The sequence below is a fragment of the Candidatus Tumulicola sp. genome (genome assembly GCA_035601835.1).
GTDB lineage: Bacteria > Vulcanimicrobiota > Vulcanimicrobiia > Eremiobacterales > Eremiobacteraceae > DATNNM01.
Map to the genome: position 1 here is coordinate 581952 of DATNNM010000011.1, position 15371 is coordinate 597322.

The following is a 15371-nucleotide window of genomic DNA, read 5'->3' on the forward strand; positions in this document are numbered from 1 at the left end:
CCACACAAGCTGACGCGCATAGAAAAAGAGGCGGTCGATTCATCGACCGCCTCTTTCCAGGCACTAGACCCGCATAGCGAGTCTTACTGCGAGAACGTATAGACGATCCGATATGTCTCGGTGGCGGGCTTGCCGTCGATCTTCGGCGGCTGGAATGTGCTCTGACGCGCCGCTGCCAACGCAGCGCCATCCAAGATGCCGCCCGCCGACTTCTCGACGCGCGTGGACAACACGTTGCCCTTCGGCCCGACCGTCACAAGCACGATCGCCGTTCCGGACAGGTTCTGCTCCCGGGCTAAATCAGGATATTCCGGCTGCACTTGGCGCACGAAGCGCGCATCCACCACGACTTGCGGAGCGTACACTTCCGTGGCAGGCGTGGGTGTGGGCGCCGGCGTCGCAACCGGCGGCGTAACCGTGTTGCGGTTGGTCCCGGCATCGATCGTGCTGGTGTTACCGGCCAGCGCGACGGTTGCGGGCTTGCGCGAGGCCTTGAGCGCCGCTGCGATTTTCTTGATCCTCTTCTGGTACGCCGCGGCTGCCCCGGCCGCCGCCGCCGCGTAGAGCGCAGCGGCGTCCGTCTTCTGGGGCGCCGGGGTCGGCGTCGACGTCGGTTTTGCGGTTGGCGTCGGTGACGGCGTGGGTGACTGCGTGGGCGCCGAGGGAGTCGGTTTTGGTTTCGGTGCGATCGGGTGGATGACGCTGGCGATGCGCATCGCAACGGAGGCCTTTTGATCGGCCTGCACTTGATGCCAGCCGGCGGAACCCGCTGTCGAAGAAGCTTGGGCGAAAAGACCCCATGCCACGGCCGCGACCACGACGACGATCGCAACGATGCCCAATATGGTATTGCGTCGTTTGGTGGCGGGCTGGTCCTTGCGGCGAGCCTTAAGACTCCGGCGCATGGAACCGTCGGGTAGGTAGCTCACGTGAGGAAGACCTCCAATGAGGGCAGGGTCCGAAACCTTAGCGGCGCGGCATGGGCGCGTGTGCGCCGCATCACCCTTCTCTATGAGGTATCGTCCGCGGTCCCTCATACGTTTAGACCCGGCCGGAGGGCAGGACGTTACAGGCGGGTTGGAAGCTCTTGGGCCAAGGCGAGCAGGGCGCCCACCCCAACGGGCATCGCCGCCTCATCGAGGCGGAATTCCGGCGAGTGCAGCATGGCGGGATTGGAGACTCCGGGAGGAGCCACGCCGAGCCGGATGTAGCACCCGGGCGCGGCCTGGGCGAAATAGGCGAAATCTTCTGCGCCCATCGTGGGAGCCTTTATGTGCTGGACCACGCCTTTGCCAAGTCGCTCGCGCAAAATTGTTTCGACGACGTCGACCAGTGCCGGATCGTTGAGGACGCCGGGGTAGCCGTATTCGACGTCCATCGCATAGGACGCACGATGCGCTTCGCAGATCCCGCGCACCATGCGCTCGACGCGCTCCGGAATGGTGGCGCGAATGGACTCGTCGAGACAGCGGATCGTCCCCTGCAGCACGGTCTCGTCCGCGACGATGTTTCGCCGGTAGCCGCCCTTGATGACGCCGACGGAGACCACAACCGAGGCGAGCGGATCGATCTCGCGGCTGGCGATGCGCTGGAGCGCGCCGACGATCTCGGCGGCGATCGGAATGGTGTCCACTGCGACGTGCGGATGCGCGCCGTGTCCGCCGCGCCCGCGGATCGCGATCTCGAAATCATCGCAGGAAGCCGATACCATTCCGCGTCGCAGCCCAAGCGTGCCGCTTGGCTCCAACGGAGAGACGTGCAGCATCGCCACCGCGTCGACCTTCGGCGAATCCATCACGCCCGCTTCGATCATGGGTTTGGCGCCGCCCGGGCCTTCCTCAGCAGGCTGAAAGAAGAACTTTATGGTGCCGGCCAGGTCCGCGCGCTGGGCTGCAAGCGAGACCGCCGCGCCGAGCAGCATGGCTGTGTGCGCGTCGTGACCGCACGCGTGCATCGCGCCGCTGACTTCGGACGAAAACGGCTCGCCGCTGTGCTCGTCAAGCGGCAACGCGTCCATGTCGGCTCGGAGCGCGATCGTCTTGCCCGGCTTCGCGCCCTGCAGCAGCCCAAGCACGCCTGTTTTCGCAACGCGCTTCACGGCGATGCCGGCGGCTTGCAGCTCGCGCTCCACCAGCGCGCTCGTGCGCACTTCCGCAAACCCGAGTTCGGGATGCCGATGGATCTCGCGGCGCCAGCGAACGACGTCTGCGAGGACGCTGTCGAGCGCCGTAGCGCTCACGCGAACAGCGGCTCTTTCGATTCGCGTCCTTCGGCGATCGTGCGCTCGATGTCCGCGGCGAGTTTCGGCAGACCGTCGCCAAGGATCTCATGACCGCCGTCGGTGATGAGCACGTCATCCTCGATGCGCACGCCGATGCCTTTGAACCGAGCATCGACGTCGAGGTCTTCGGCGATGTACAAGCCGGGCTCGATCGTGATGACCATGCCGGACTCGAGCGGACGCCAGTCGCCGCCGGACCGGTAGAAGCCGACGTCGTGGGTATCCAAACCGATGAAGTGTCCGACGCGATGCGGCAGGAACGGCTTGTGCGATCCCTTCTCGAGTATCTCCGCATGCGAGCCCTTGAGCAAGCCGAGCTCGCGCAAGCCTTCGATCATCACGCGCTGCGCCGCGTCGTTGACGTCGGTGTTGTACCTCACGCCTGGCCGGCACAACGCCAGCGCCTGCCGTTGCGCTTCCAAGACGATGTCGTACACGGCGCGCTGCTCGCTTGTGAATCGACCCGACATCGGCCAGGTACGCGTGATGTCGCCGCAATAACAGTCGAGCTCGGCGCCCGCATCGATGAGCACGAGCGCATCGTCCGCGATCCTATCCCGATTCGTGTCATAGTGGAGGACGGTGGCGTTGTTGCCTCCGGCGACGATCGATGGGTATGCGGCCTGCGCCCCGCGCGTGGTGAAGACGTACTCGACGATCGCTTCGACTTCGTACTCGTGCATGCCCGGACGCGAGTGGCGCATCGCGGCAAGATGTCCGGCTGCTGAGATCTCTGTCGTGCGGTGCAACCCCGCGATCTCCGCGGGACTCTTCCTGACGCGCATCTCGTGCAGGACCGCCGACGGATCGAGGATGCTGGTCGCGGCCTTGTCGGCGCGCCGGCGTGCAAAGCGCGCGGTCCGCACGTGTTCCACGATGCGGCGGTTGAATCTCTCGTTGCCGCCGAGCGCATAGTAGAGCGTGTCGGAAGTGTCGAGCAGCTTGGGGAGCCGCTCGTCAAGTTCCGTCATGGGATATGCGATGTCCACGCCAAGCGTCTTTTGGGCCTGCTCGACGCCCAGCCGATGCCCAGTCCAGACTTCGAGTTCGCGATCGCGCTGCTGCACGAACATGATCGACTTGGTCTCAGGATGGGATGGCGCAAGCACCAGCACGCAGTCCGGCTCGGTGAAGCCCGTCAAATAGTAGAGGTCGCTGTCCGCCCGGTACGGGTAAGCAGAATCATTGCTCCGCACCGCTCCAGGCGCCGCTGGGAACACCGCGACCGCATCTCCGATGGCCTTGCTGAATGCGGCGCGCCGCCGTTCGAATTCGGTCATACGAGTGCTCCCTTCGGCGTTACAGCCCGCGAGCCTGGCGCAGATACTGCACGGTGCTGCGGATATGGTCGCCGTCACCGGCGTCGGGCAAGCGCCGCAGGTATGCTTCAAGATCGGCGATCGCGCGGTCGTAGCGATGCAGGCGGGCGAAAAGAATGCCGCGGTCGCGCAGTTCCGTGGGGTCGTCGGGATCCACGGCCAACTGCAGCTCGATGGCCGCCAACGCGGCTACATAGTTCTTGCCTTGGCTCAAGGCGTTTTTGAGATTCAACAAAACGCGCTTGAGGATCGTCCGATGCGAGACGGGCCGCAAATACTCTTCGCGCCAGGTGAGCCGTCCGCGGTAGAGCTTGTCGAAGAGCGCCACGCACGCGTGCACGTCCAAGATCCGCCCGCCGTCGAACGGATCGATGAACAACTGGCTCGTCTCATCCGGGAAGCGCACGATGAAGTGCCCCGGCAGGCCGACGCCGTCCAGCGTCAGGCCCACGCGCCGCGCGACCTCCATCAACACGATGGAAAGCGTTATCGGGATGCCGACTCGCGTCTCGATGACGCTGGACAAAAGACTGTTCCCGGGATCGGAGTAACCCGCATCGTTGCCGCGAAAACCATGCTTGTCGAAGAGCGTATCCAACACAGCGCCGATGAGAGCGTAGGGGTGTGCGCCTTCCGCTGCGGCAAGCGCCTCCGCTGCGAGGTCATCAAGTCTCGCGCAGTACAGCGCAGGATCGACCGAAGAATCGAACACGGCGCACGATAAAAGACATGCGCGATCGAGCGGCACGTCTATGCCGGCCCCGTCGCTTGCGCGCACGAGGTTGGCGAAAAGTTGAGCCGGCCTAAGCGCCTTCACGCCGCACCTGTTCTCGGCGCTGCGACGCCGCCCCTAGCGGGTGCTTTCAGCGACCGAAAAGAAACGACAAAACATGCGCCTCGACGCTGACGCCCTGCTCGCTCGCCGGTCGGACTTCCCCATTCTCTCGACATGCACGTATCTCATCAGCAATTCGCTGGGCGCCATGCCGGCGCGCACGCGGGAGCGTCTCAACGAGTACGCGGACTCGTGGGCGCAGCGCGGCGTGATCGCATGGGAAGAGTGGATGCCGATGGTCACGCGCGTCGGCGACCTCATCGGCAGGCTCATCAACGCGTCGCCCGGCGAGGTGACCATCCTTCAAAACGTGTCGATCGTCGAATCGATCCTCATATCGTGCTTGGATTTTTCCGGCAAGCGCAACAAAGTCGTCTACTCGGCGCTTGAGTTCCCGACGATCCACTATAATTGGGAAGCGCAACGGAGAAACGGCGCACGCATAGAGATGGTGCGCAGCCGCGACGGCATCGCGGTCGACGCGCAAGCCGTCTGCGACGCCATCGACGACACGACGCTCGCCGTGCCCATCTCGCACGTCTTGTTCCGCTCGAGCCACATCCAAGACATCGCTCCGATCGTCGAAAAGGCGCATCGCTGCGGTGCTCTCGTGTTCTTGGACGTGTACCAGTCCATCGGCACGGTGCCGATCGACGTGCGCGGTTTGGATGTCGACGCGTGCGTGGGCGGCTGCCTGAAATGGCTGTGCGGCGGTCCGGGGGCGGCGTTCTTGTGGGTCAAGCCCGAACTCTATCAAAGGCTGAAACCCGCCATGGTGGGTTGGTTCGCGCACAAGCGGCCGTTCGATTTCGACATGCGCGGCATGGAGTTCGCCGACGACGTGTGGCGTTTCGCCGGCGGCACCTCGAATGTTCCCGCGCTCTACGCGGCGATCAGCGGACTGGAGATCATCAGCGAGATCGAAGTCGGCGCGATCCGCCGGCGCAGCATGGAGCTCACCGCGTTCGCGGCGGCGCGCGCGCTCGAGGATGGCCTGACGCTCAATTCGCCGCGCGACGCCGCCCGGCGCGGCGGGCACATCACGGTTGACTTTCCGAACGCGCGTCAAGCGAGCGAAGAGCTGATCCGCCGTAAATTCCTCGTGGACTATCGCCCGGCCGCCGGCATCCGCATCGCACCGCACTTCTATAACAGCCGCGAGGAGGTCGCCGCGGTGTTCGAGGAGATCCGGAACATCCGCAATGGCCGCTGACGTCGTCGTCGTCGGCGCAGGCCCCGGAGGATCAGCGGCCGCGCACTGGCTCGCGCGCGCCGGCGCCGATGTGCTGGTGCTCGAACGCGCGCGCTTTCCGCGCGACAAGAGCTGCGGCGACGGCGTGACCGCGCACGCGGTCGACATCCTCGCCGACTTGGGCGTGACCTTCGATGCCTTCGAGGGCCGCGGAGTCCGCACGTTCGGCGGGCGCATCGGCGGGCCGAGCGGAGGGACCTTCCGGGCGCAGCCGCCTGCGAACGAGCGCGGCGAACGCGTCGAGTGTTGGGTCGTGCCGCGCATGATCCTCGACGAAACGCTTGCGCGCTCGGCGGCGCGCGCGGGTGCGGCCCTGCGCGAGGGCACGCTCGTGACGTCGGTGGTCCGCAAAAACGGCAAGGTGGTCGCGGTCGAAGCCAGCGACGGCAACGGCGTCGAACGCATCGCCTGCAAGGTCGTGATCGGCGCCGACGGCGCGCATTCGACCGTTGCGCGCTCGCTGGGATTGAAGGAGAACCCCCCGGCTCATCTCGGCTTCGCGCTGCGCGGCTACTACGAGAACGTGGCGGGCCTCGGCGATGACTTGGAACTTTTTTACTACGATCGGCAGACGCTGCCCGGCTACGGCTGGATATTCCCGACCGGCGAACGCAGCGCGAATATCGGCGTCGGCATCTACATGGGCGAACTGCGGCGCTCGAAAAAGAAGCTGCGCGAGCTGCTCGATGAATTCATGACCCACACGCCCGGCGTCGCCGCGCGCTGCCGCGATGCCCGGCTCGCCGGCCGCACGATCGGCTGGCCGCTGCCCATTTCGAGCGCGGGCAGACGCAGCGTGTTCGACGGCGCGATGCTGGTAGGCGATGCAGCGTCGCTGGTGGATCCGCTCACCGGCGAAGGCATCTATACCGCGCTCGTATCCGGCCGAAGCGCCGCGCGCGCCGCCTTGAGCGGTCTGGCGCACGGCGATGTTTCTCGCGCCGCGCTCAGTTCGCACGAACGCGAATGGAAGGCCGCGGCCGGCGGCTATCTTTCGTCGGGCCGGCTGCTCAAAAATTTGGCCAAAAGTCCGCAGTTGCTCGATCTCATCGTGCGGCGCGCGGGAGAGAGTGAGTACTACGCAAGCCGCTCGATCGGCTATGGCCTCGGCACGCTCGACCGGCGCCGGGTGCTGCGCTCGATCGTCATGAAAGCGCTCTTCAATCCTTTGTTCTTCACGTCGCGGCGCGCGCGCCAGGCCGCCGAGTCGAACTAGAGCATGATCGAGAGCCCCAGCAAGGACGCGAGGCTCTGGGCGATGATCGCCCATCTTGCGCCCTTTATCGTGCTCGCAACACCGTTAGGCGGCATCCTCGCTCCGCTTACCGTGTATTTATTGAAGAAGGACGACGACCCGTTCATCGCGCTGCACGCCAAAGAATCGCTCAACTTCCACCTCTCGCTGCTGCTCTATGCGGCGTTGGCCTTCATCGGCTGGTTTGCCGCGTTCTTCGCCATTCTCGCGGGCATCGTCGCGCACGGGCTGTCTTCGGGTGCCGCCCCGCCGCTGTGGTTCATCCCACTCTTGTTCCCGCTCGCTCCGCTGCTCACGTTCTTTATCGCCTACGTGGCAGTATTCGTGTTCATGGTGCTGGCCGCACTGGCGGCCAACCGCGGCGAGCCGTACCGCTACCCGCTCACCATCCGGTTCCTACGCTAGTCTGAAACTTCGTCATCCGTCCCGGGTACTATTGACATGATCGAAAAAACCGCTTCCATGACGACCACGCCACAAGAGCGGACGTGGGCGATGGCCTGCCACCTCGCCGCGCTCGCGGGCATCACGGGCATCCCGTTCGCTCACATCTTCGGCCCATTGGTCGTTTGGCTCATCAAGAAAGACGATTTCCCATTGGTGAACGACCAAGGCAAGGAAGCGTTGAACTTCCAGCTCTCCATGACCATCTACGGCCTTGTCGCGCTGGTGCTGTGCTTTGTGCTCATCGGCATTCCCATCCTGATCGGCCTGCTCGCGTTCGATTTCATCCTGGTGATCATCGCCTGCGTCAAGGCCGCTGAAGGTATGCCGTACCGCTACCCGTTGACGATCCGCTTTATCACCTAGCCGCTCGCAACAAAGGCGGTTCCAGTCGCGTTCCTTCTGGGTATACTCGTATTTGGGGCAAAAAAAGGAGCCGACATGGGCACACGAATCCTGATCCTCGCAGTTGTGCTGGCGATATCCAGCGCGGCCTTTGCTGCTTGCACGAGTTCCGGCAGTCCAGGAACGCCGGGGGGACCGCCGCCGGTCACCTCGTCGACGGCCGCCACCGATCCAGGACCCGAGCCGACCGGCGTTCCGACGACCTGGGACATCTCCAACGTCTCAACGTCGCGTACGGGCATCGGCAGCACGTACACGCAGATCACCGTCACTGTGACCTACGATCAGTCAAACGCTTTCTCATCGCTGGTACCGGCCGGAACGAGCGGCAATAGCAATACGCAACTCGGCACCCTTATCTACTTCAACTCGGACAGCAATCCGGCAACTGGATTGAGCACAAACTTGGGCGGTTGCGGCCCGTGGGCGGGCATCGACTTTGTGGTGTCGGCCGGCGAGAGCATCACTGGGGGCCGGCTCGCCGATGGCAACTTCCCAATCGTCACGGTACCCGGGTTCGTCCAGGTCGGTGAGGCCAGTGTTAGCGGTTCAGGAGGCACCGTTTCGTACGGGGTCCCCTTGTCCGCGATCGGCGGCAGTTCGGGGCAAATAGCTGTGCTCGCCGAGAACTTCTCGGGCTCCAACGAAACTGTTACTGATTGCGTACCCGACAGCACTACCGAGATCGTGACTAATCAGCTGCGAGAGCCATCCTTGAGATAGCGCTTCGCGCTCGGGCACAGGTCAGCGAGGAAGCACCGCGCGCATGCAGGCTTCCTCGCGTGGCATATCTCCCGGCCGTGGTGGATGAGCCAGTGATGGGCGCGCGACCATTCGCTTTTTGGGACCACGTCCATCAACTGCAGCTCGGCCTCACGCGGCGTCTTGGCTCGCACCAAACCGAGCCGATTGGCGACGCGGAACACATGCGTGTCGACGGCGATGGCGTCCTGAGCGAAGCCTACCGCCAGCACGACGTTTGCCGTTTTTCGGCCGACGCCAGGCAGCGCGATCAGCTCCTCCATCGTGTGCGGAACGCGGCCTGCATGCTGTTCGACGATCTGCCGACTGGCGCGCACGATGTTCTTGGCCTTGGTGGTGAAGAGGCCGCACGTCTTGATGTAAGGCTCGATGTCCGCGGGCTCGGCGGCCGCCATCGCCTCCGCGCTTGGATAAGCGGCGAACAGCGCAGGCGTCACCATGTTGACGCGCGCATCCGTGCATTGAGCCGAAAAGATCACGGACACCAGCAGTTGGAACGTGTCGCCGAAGTCAAGCGCGGTTTCGGCGCCGGCGTAGTGCTCGCGGAGCCGTTCCAGGATCGCGGCGCGGCGCTGCTTGGGAGTCAGGGCAAGCGCGCGCGGGTTTCTTTTCGGTCGAGCACGACGAGTCCGTCGCGCGCCAGATCGCGCAGCAGGTCGCGAAGCCACGGCAGGTCGCTTTCGCAGTAGTCAAGCTTTACCTGCGGGCCAAGCTGGATCAAACTGAGGCCAGGAACGGACGCAAGCGAAGCGATCACGCGTCCGCGCTGTTGCCTCCGCGACCCCTCGAACGGTTGAGTGCCACGTTCGCGCGCCGCTTTGTAGTGCCGGGGCTTTAGCCCCGGACGCGAACCGGTTGGTTGCGGCGGCTTCGCCGCCCACGCGCATGCGCGCCGCGCCGGACACGCCTCGCAGCGCGGCACGGCGCGACAAAACAGCGACCCGATGTCCATCAAAGCCTGGCTCCACGACGCGGCATCCCGCGGCAGCGCCTGCGCCGCGACGCGCCACGCCGCCTTCATCGAGACGTCATCGCGCCGGAGCAGCGCGCGCCCGAGGACGCGCCTCACGTTGGTGTCGACGACCGGCACGCGCGCGCCGAACGCAAAACAAGCGACGGCGCTCGCGCTGTAACGCCCCAGACCTGGAAGGCCACGAAGATCCAACTCGCGCGAGGGCAAGCGCCCGTTCCAGTCACGCTCGACCGCACGCGAGCAGTCCCACAAGCGTCGCGCTCGGCTGTTGTAGCCGAGACCGACCCATATCCGCAACACTTCGCCAAGGCGCGCTCGCGCGAGAGCGCGCAACGTCGGGAAGCGTTTGAGGAACAGGCGGAATTTCGGAATCACGCGATCGACCTGCGTCTGCTGCAGCATCACTTCGGACACAAGAATCTCATACGGATCGCGCGTTTGACGCCATGGCAGATCGCGCCGGTGCCCTCGGTACCAGCGCAAGACGCTCCGTTGAAGCGCGGCGATGCTAGACGCTGATCTCGCCCTCAAGGTATAGAGACGCGCGACCGCTGATAGTCACGCGATCACCGCGGTCCTGGCAGAACAGCTCTCCGCCGCGCTGCGAGATCTGCAGCGCGCGCAGAGACGCCTTGTTCAAGCGTTTGGACCAATACGGCGTCAGCGTGCAATGCGCCGAGCCCGTCACCGGATCCTCATCGATGCCGTGCGCCGGCGCGAAGAAACGAGAGACGAAATCGCTGTTAGATCCCGCGGCGGTAGCGATGACGCCGCTCCCGCCCTCGGCCTTCGCCAGGTCGCGGAAATTGGGCTCGAGCGCGCGCACCGCGGACTCGGATTCATACACGACAAGCCAATCCCTCGCTTGTAGGAATTCAAGGGGCGACCCGCCGAGCGCCGCGCGCAAAGCAGCGGGTGGGTCCGCAGCATGCGCCGGCCAGGAAGGAAAATCCAACGACAAGAGCTCGCGATCCACGCTGACATACAACGGACCGCTCTTCGAATGAAAGGTCACGCGCGTTCGCCGCGGCTCGAGTTTCTTGAAGATCAGAAACCCGCTCGCCAGGGTGGCGTGACCGCACAAGTCCATTTCGACGGTCGGCGTGAACCAGCGCAGCTGGTAGTCGTCGCCGTCGCGGACGATGAATGCGGTTTCCGCCAGATTGTTCTCCGCCGCGATCGACTGCATGAGCGCGGCATCGATCCATGCCGGCAGCGGACACACGGCAGCGGGATTGCCGCCGAACACCTTGCCGGTGAAGGCATCGATTTGATAAATGGGAATCCTCATGATGTTTTCGGGCTTCGCGTGAAGCCCGGCCCCCGACCTTTGGAGTCAATGATGACGCGATGAGCGCGCGCTTGTGGATCGGCGGCGAGAGCTGGCAGTGCAAAGACTGGGCCGGCGTGTTCTACTCCGAAGGCGTGAAGCCCAAGGACATGCTCACCGAATACGCGCGGGTCTTCAACGCCGTGGCGGTCGACGCGACCTTTTATGGCATGCCTCGTGCGACGTCGGTGGAAGAATGGCGCGGGCGCACGCCGGACGACTTCCGTTTTGCGATGAAAGTGCCACGCCGAGTCACCCACCAATTGCGCTTTCGTGAAGCCGACTCGCTGTTCGCCGTGTTCCTCGAACGCGCGCGGCTGCTCGGACCGAAACTGGGCCCCATCCTCATCCAATGCCCGCCGGATTTCGGCCCGACGCCCGGCAATCGCCGCACGCTCTTCGAGTTTCTGGAGTCGCAACTTCCCGACGACATCAGGTTCGCGCTCGAGCTGCGCGACCAAGGCTGGTATGATGAGCAGTTGTTCGCGTTTGCGCGAGCGTGCGGCTTCGCGCTCGCGGCGGCCGAGAGCGAACACTCTCCCATGCCCTTGACCACGAAGATCATCGAAAGGCATGTGAGCGATCCGCCGGCGGACTTCATCTACTTGCGCTTCATGGGCGACACCGAATTCGCGCAGTACAATCGGAAGCAGTTCGATCGCGGCGCTTCGCTCGCCGCCTGGGCGCCGCTCATCCGATCGCTGCGCGCGAAACTCGCCGACGTTTTCGCGTTCGTGAGCAACGACTACGAAGGCTATGCTCCCGCCACGATCCGCGATCTGCTCGCGCGCCTGGGTGAGCCGCTCCCGCCCGAGACGACCGCACCCCGCCTGCTCTAAGGGAGGAAGCAAACACACGTTCTTTAATTGAGTACGGACGTGCTCATGACAAAGGCGGACCACCTCTCGTGATCGTCAACGACATCGAGGTCCTTTTCGGCGGCCAAGCCGGCGACGGCAGCCTGACGACCGGCGATCTGATCGCAACGGTCTTCAAACGCATGGGCCTGGACGTCTACACGTTCAAGGATTTCCCGTCGCGCATCCGCGGCGGCCACACCAACTACGTGATCCGGGCGGGCGAGCATCCGCATTACGGTCTCGCGGACTTCGTCGACGCGATGGTCGCGTTCGACCTCGAGTGCGTCCAAAAACACATCGAAGAGATGCGACCGGGCGGTTTTGTCATCTTCGACAACACGGACGAGCAGTTGACCGACGACGTGCGTCGCAGCGACGTCTATTTCTACGAAGCGCCGCTCGCGAAGATCGCGAAAGAGCAGCTGGGCCTCGAACTCGTGCGCAACACGATCTCGCTCGGCGTGCTCGGACAACTCGTCGGCATGGACCCTTCGATCGTGCGTCAACTCGTCACGCGCCAGTACGAGCGCAAAGGCGAGAAGATCGTCGGGCAGAACATCGCGGCGGTGGAGGCCGGCGAGAAGGTCATCAAGGAGAACCATCCGCGGCCGAGCGGCTATGGACTGCGGGCAAAGCCCGATGGCCAGCGCCTCATCCTGATGGGCAACGACGCCATCGGCTATGGCGCGCTCGTCGCCGGCTGCCGTTTCATGGCGGGCTACCCGATCACGCCGGCGACCGACATCCTCGAGTGGATGGCGAAGTTCGCGCCAAAGTATGGCGGCGTGGTGGTGCAAGCCGAGGACGAGCTTGCCGCGATCAACATGACCATCGGCGCCGCGTACGCCGGCGTACGCGCGATGACGGCGACTTCAGGACCGGGTCAAGCGCTGATGACGGAAGGCATAGGTCTGGCCGGCGTCACCGAGACGCCGATCGTCGTCGTCGAGTGCGCGCGTGCCGGGCCGTCGACGGGAATGCCGACGAAGACCGAGCAGAGCAATCTCAATCACCTGATATTCTCCGGACACGGCGAGATCCCGAAAGTCGTGCTCGCGCCGGGCACCGTAGAGGAGTCATTTTATCTGACGGTGAGCGCGTTCAACCTGGCTGAGAAATACCAGTTGCCGGTGTTCATCATCAGCGAGCAGGCGCTGTGCCAGAGCAAAGAGACGATTCCGAGGCTCGACTTGGGCGTGGTGAGCGTCGATCGCGGCAAGCTGCACCTGAACGGCGGCCTGGTGTTCGGCGAGTACAAGCGCTTCGAGTTCACCGAGGACGGCGTGTCGCCGCGAACGGTTCCCGGCGTCGAGGGCGGGATGCACTTGGTCCCCGGCTCCGAGCACAACGAGATGGGGGTCATCACCGAGGACGCGCGCAACCGAGTGCGCATCATGGACAAGCGCATGCACAAGCTCGAGTCGATGAAGCCCGACCTCCCGAAAGCCAACGTGCTGGGCGATCCGAAGGCCGCGATCGCGTTCATCGGCTACGGGTCGAATCGGGGACCGATCACCGAGGCGCAGGATCGGCTCGCCTCCGAGGGCATGCCGACCCGATTCCTGCAACTGCGCACGCTGTGGCCGTTCCCGGAGGACGAAGTGCGAGAGTTCGTGACGAGCGCTCGACACATTTTCGTGGTCGAGAACAACATGACCGGCCAAGTCGATCGGCTGATCCGATACGTCACAGGACCGCTGCCGAACATGCATCGCGTCTTGAAATACAGCGGCCGCCCGTTCCGCCCGATCGAGATCATAGAAGCCGTGAAGGCTAAATGTAGGCCTGAGGCTTTAGCCCCGGAAAAGGTCCGGACGTAAGGAATGGCCACCCAACTCACGCCTAAAGACTTCGCGACCGCAACCCCCTCATGGTGGTGCGCGGGTTGCGGCGATTTCGGCGTGCTGGCCGCGCTGAAGCAAGCCTGCGCAGAACTCGGACTGCAGCCGAAGGACGTCGCGTTCATCTCCGGCATCGGCTGCTCGGGTAAGATCTCAGGCTACCTGCATTCATATGCGTTCCACGGCGTGCACGGCCGCGCGCTGCCGACCGCTACGGCGGTCAAGCTCGCCAATAAAGACCTGACCGTGATCGTCGCAGGCGGTGACGGCGACGGCTATGCCATCGGCGCCGGCCATTTCTTGCACGCGGTGCGGCGCAACCCGAACATGACGTACATCGTCATGGACAACCAGACGTACGGTCTGACCAAGGGCCAGTCCTCACCGACGAGCATGCTCGGCTACCTTTCCGGTACGAGCCCGAGCGGAAACCCCGATGCACCGCTCAACGGCCTGGCCGTGGCTCTGGCCGCGGGCGGCACGTTCCTTGCACGCGGCTTCTCGTCCGAACCCAAGGCGATGGTCGAGCTGATCAAAGAGGCGGTGCTCCATCCGGGTCTCGGCATCGTCGAAGTGATGTCGCCCTGCGTCACGTTCAACAAAGTCAACACCTACAAATGGTTCAAAGAGAATGTGTATCACCTGTCCGACATCGAGGGCTACGATCCGTCAAACCGCGTGAAGGCGTTCGAGATCTTGACCCAGCTGGGCAAGATCCCGCTCGGCGTCTTCTACAAAGAGATCCGTCCGACGCTGGAAGAGCTGATGCTCAAGGATGGAGGACCGATCGCGCGCCTTCCCATCGAAAAAATCGACCCGGGCCTCTCGAAGCTCCAAGACGCTTGGACGTAGGGAACGCATGAATCGCGTGACGGTTCTTCGCAGCATGAGCTTCTTGGTTTGCGCCGCCGCGTTGGCGATCTGCGCCGTCAGCGCTAGCGCAGGTCCCGTGCCCATCCGCCCCGACGGCGTCACTGGCGGGCCCGGAGCGGCGACGGGCATCAGCCGCCCGACGGACTTGGTCGCTGTTTCCACTCCCGCGGACTGTCCGAAGCTCAGTTCAGACCCAAGCGTCGTTGATTTTTGCGGAAGCGCGATGAAATTGGGCTACCTGCTCGTGCATTGGACGTGGACGAAGAGCCCGTGCGGCGCCGCCAAGTGTCTTGACGAAGACGAGTTCCACCTCGTGCGCAAGTCGGGCGGCGCCAGCTCGACGACGAACTGGGGCGTTTATCTGGCGAACTTCGCCAAGGGTTCGTGGAAGAACGGCGACTGTTTTATCGTGCGCGCGTATAACAAAGCCGCGCCGCTCGAATCCGCCGACTCGTACCAGGTATGCGTAGGTCTGACCCTACGACCGGTGCCGATGCTCGTCGCGCCGCAGGCGTCACCCGCGCATTAGCAGTTAGGCGCAAGAAGAGAAACCGCCAAGCTTGGCGGTTTCTCGCTTTTCCGGGGCTATGGTCGACCTTTACCGCCCGAACGCGATGCCGTACGGGTTGTTGAGGCCGGTCGTCAGCACGAAGATCGGTACGCTGGAACTGCTATACGGGGGGATGAAGACAGCGAGCCCGCCGCTATTGGGTCCCTTATCGCCCGCATAGGGCACGTAGAGATTGTTCGACTGGTCGAAGATCAGGAATCCTGCCGTGAGGAGATTGCCCGGCTCCGAAATCGTAAAGCCTCCTGCCCCGCTGCAACCAAACGGCGGATTGATAACCCGGATGCACCCGGAATCGCGGAACCCGACGAACATCCGCTGGGCGACGTCGAAGGCGACGCTCTCCGGGTTGCAACCCCCGCCGCCTGGAAAG

At 64.1% G+C, this 15371-nt stretch carries 17 protein-coding genes; 9 read left to right on the top strand and 8 right to left on the bottom strand.

Annotation, left to right across the window (positions count from 1 at the left end; genetic code table 11):
• Positions 1 to 83 precede the first annotated feature (83 nt).
• The 4 genes from VN934_07610 to VN934_07625 all read right to left on the bottom strand — a co-directional run bounded on the left by VN934_07610 (position 84) and on the right by VN934_07625 (position 4417).
• Positions 84 to 929: a TonB family protein gene (locus VN934_07610; protein ID HXM18667.1), complete on the bottom strand. Its 846-nt coding sequence runs from the start codon at positions 927 to 929 to the stop codon at positions 84 to 86.
• A gap of 137 nt (positions 930 to 1066) precedes the next feature.
• A complete protein-coding gene (locus VN934_07615) occupies positions 1067 to 2239 on the bottom strand; it encodes an amidohydrolase (GenBank protein HXM18668.1) in 1173 nt (390 codons plus the stop codon).
• On the bottom strand, positions 2236 to 3561 hold the full coding sequence (locus tag VN934_07620; GenBank protein HXM18669.1) for an aminopeptidase P N-terminal domain-containing protein: 1326 nt from the start codon (positions 3559 to 3561) through the stop codon (positions 2236 to 2238). Before VN934_07620 ends, VN934_07615 begins: the two co-directional genes overlap by 4 nt.
• 19 nt (positions 3562 to 3580) lie before the next feature.
• Positions 3581 to 4417, bottom strand: a complete 837-nt coding sequence (locus VN934_07625) for a transglutaminase-like domain-containing protein (GenBank protein ID HXM18670.1) — start codon at positions 4415 to 4417, stop codon at positions 3581 to 3583.
• Positions 4418 to 4490: 73 nt separating this feature from the next.
• On the opposite strand from VN934_07625, the gene VN934_07630 reads away from it, so the two are divergent.
• The 5 genes from VN934_07630 (at position 4491) to VN934_07650 (ending at position 8514) form a co-directional block, all read left to right on the top strand.
• Positions 4491 to 5648: an aminotransferase class V-fold PLP-dependent enzyme gene (locus VN934_07630; GenBank protein ID HXM18671.1), complete on the top strand. Its 1158-nt coding sequence runs from the start codon at positions 4491 to 4493 to the stop codon at positions 5646 to 5648.
• Positions 5638 to 6903, top strand: coding sequence for a geranylgeranyl reductase family protein (locus tag VN934_07635; protein HXM18672.1), 1266 nt, complete (start codon positions 5638 to 5640; stop codon positions 6901 to 6903). Before VN934_07630 ends, VN934_07635 begins: the two co-directional genes overlap by 11 nt.
• A 42-nt stretch (positions 6904 to 6945) precedes the next feature.
• Positions 6946 to 7347, top strand: coding sequence for a DUF4870 domain-containing protein (locus tag VN934_07640; protein ID HXM18673.1), 402 nt, complete (start codon positions 6946 to 6948; stop codon positions 7345 to 7347).
• A gap of 36 nt (positions 7348 to 7383) precedes the next feature.
• A complete protein-coding gene (locus tag VN934_07645) occupies positions 7384 to 7752 on the top strand; it encodes a DUF4870 domain-containing protein (protein ID HXM18674.1) in 369 nt (122 codons plus the stop codon).
• Between the two features lie 75 nt (positions 7753 to 7827).
• Complete coding sequence (locus VN934_07650; GenBank protein HXM18675.1) at positions 7828 to 8514, top strand: hypothetical protein; 687 nt, start codon at positions 7828 to 7830, stop codon at positions 8512 to 8514.
• Here the strand turns inward: VN934_07650 and nth are convergent.
• Genes nth through VN934_07665 form a run of 3 tightly spaced genes read right to left on the bottom strand, consistent with a single transcriptional unit; the run spans position 8487 to position 10817 of the window.
• On the bottom strand, positions 8487 to 9221 hold the full coding sequence (gene nth, locus VN934_07655) for an endonuclease III (protein HXM18676.1): 735 nt from the start codon (positions 9219 to 9221) through the stop codon (positions 8487 to 8489). The genes VN934_07650 and nth overlap by 28 nt on opposite strands.
• The gene (locus tag VN934_07660; GenBank protein ID HXM18677.1) at positions 9137 to 10009 is read right to left on the bottom strand and encodes a hypothetical protein; all 873 of its coding nucleotides are present in this window, start codon (positions 10007 to 10009) and stop codon (positions 9137 to 9139) included. The genes nth and VN934_07660 overlap by 85 nt, the downstream gene beginning before the upstream one ends.
• Before the next feature lie 25 nt (positions 10010 to 10034).
• Positions 10035 to 10817 carry a PhzF family phenazine biosynthesis protein gene (locus VN934_07665; GenBank protein ID HXM18678.1) on the bottom strand — a complete coding sequence of 261 codons (783 nt, stop codon included), beginning with the start codon at positions 10815 to 10817 and terminating at the stop codon, positions 10035 to 10037.
• A gap of 59 nt (positions 10818 to 10876) precedes the next feature.
• Between VN934_07665 and VN934_07670 the strand changes: the two genes are divergently transcribed.
• The 4 genes from VN934_07670 to VN934_07685 all read left to right on the top strand — a co-directional run bounded on the left by VN934_07670 (position 10877) and on the right by VN934_07685 (position 14959).
• Positions 10877 to 11695, top strand: coding sequence for a DUF72 domain-containing protein (locus VN934_07670; protein HXM18679.1), 819 nt, complete (start codon positions 10877 to 10879; stop codon positions 11693 to 11695).
• A 68-nt stretch (positions 11696 to 11763) separates the two neighbouring features.
• Positions 11764 to 13536, top strand: a complete 1773-nt coding sequence (locus tag VN934_07675) for a 2-oxoacid:acceptor oxidoreductase subunit alpha (protein ID HXM18680.1) — start codon at positions 11764 to 11766, stop codon at positions 13534 to 13536.
• A 3-nt stretch (positions 13537 to 13539) separates the two neighbouring features.
• Positions 13540 to 14409 (top strand): 2-oxoacid:ferredoxin oxidoreductase subunit beta, encoded by an 870-nt coding sequence (locus VN934_07680; GenBank protein ID HXM18681.1) that lies wholly within the window; start codon positions 13540 to 13542, stop codon positions 14407 to 14409.
• Positions 14410 to 14416: 7 nt separating this feature from the next.
• Entirely contained in the window at positions 14417 to 14959 is a 543-nt protein-coding gene (locus VN934_07685; protein HXM18682.1) for a hypothetical protein, read from the top strand.
• Between the two features lie 69 nt (positions 14960 to 15028).
• Here VN934_07685 and VN934_07690 read toward each other — a convergent pair.
• Positions 15029 to 15371 (bottom strand): hypothetical protein (locus VN934_07690; protein HXM18683.1); only part of this gene is annotated, 343 nt, incomplete at its 5' end.

What these genes read in the sequence shown, in the direction of transcription:
- VN934_07650 (HXM18675.1), top strand. Translation starts at nt 7,828, where the DNA reads ATGGGCACACGAATCCTGATCCTCGCAGTTGTGCTGGCGATATCCAGC.
- VN934_07685 (HXM18682.1), top strand. Translation starts at nt 14,417, where the DNA reads ATGAATCGCGTGACGGTTCTTCGCAGCATGAGCTTCTTGGTTTGCGCC.
- VN934_07630 (HXM18671.1), top strand. Translation starts at nt 4,491, where the DNA reads ATGCGCCTCGACGCTGACGCCCTGCTCGCTCGCCGGTCGGACTTCCCC.
- VN934_07640 (HXM18673.1), top strand. Translation starts at nt 6,946, where the DNA reads ATGATCGCCCATCTTGCGCCCTTTATCGTGCTCGCAACACCGTTAGGC.
- VN934_07635 (HXM18672.1), top strand. Translation starts at nt 5,638, where the DNA reads ATGGCCGCTGACGTCGTCGTCGTCGGCGCAGGCCCCGGAGGATCAGCG.
- VN934_07645 (HXM18674.1), top strand. Translation starts at nt 7,384, where the DNA reads ATGATCGAAAAAACCGCTTCCATGACGACCACGCCACAAGAGCGGACG.
- VN934_07620 (HXM18669.1), bottom strand. Translation starts at nt 3,561, where the DNA reads ATGACCGAATTCGAACGGCGGCGCGCCGCATTCAGCAAGGCCATCGGA.
- VN934_07670 (HXM18679.1), top strand. Translation starts at nt 10,877, where the DNA reads ATGAGCGCGCGCTTGTGGATCGGCGGCGAGAGCTGGCAGTGCAAAGAC.
- VN934_07680 (HXM18681.1), top strand. Translation starts at nt 13,540, where the DNA reads ATGGCCACCCAACTCACGCCTAAAGACTTCGCGACCGCAACCCCCTCA.
- VN934_07665 (HXM18678.1), bottom strand. Translation starts at nt 10,817, where the DNA reads ATGAGGATTCCCATTTATCAAATCGATGCCTTCACCGGCAAGGTGTTC.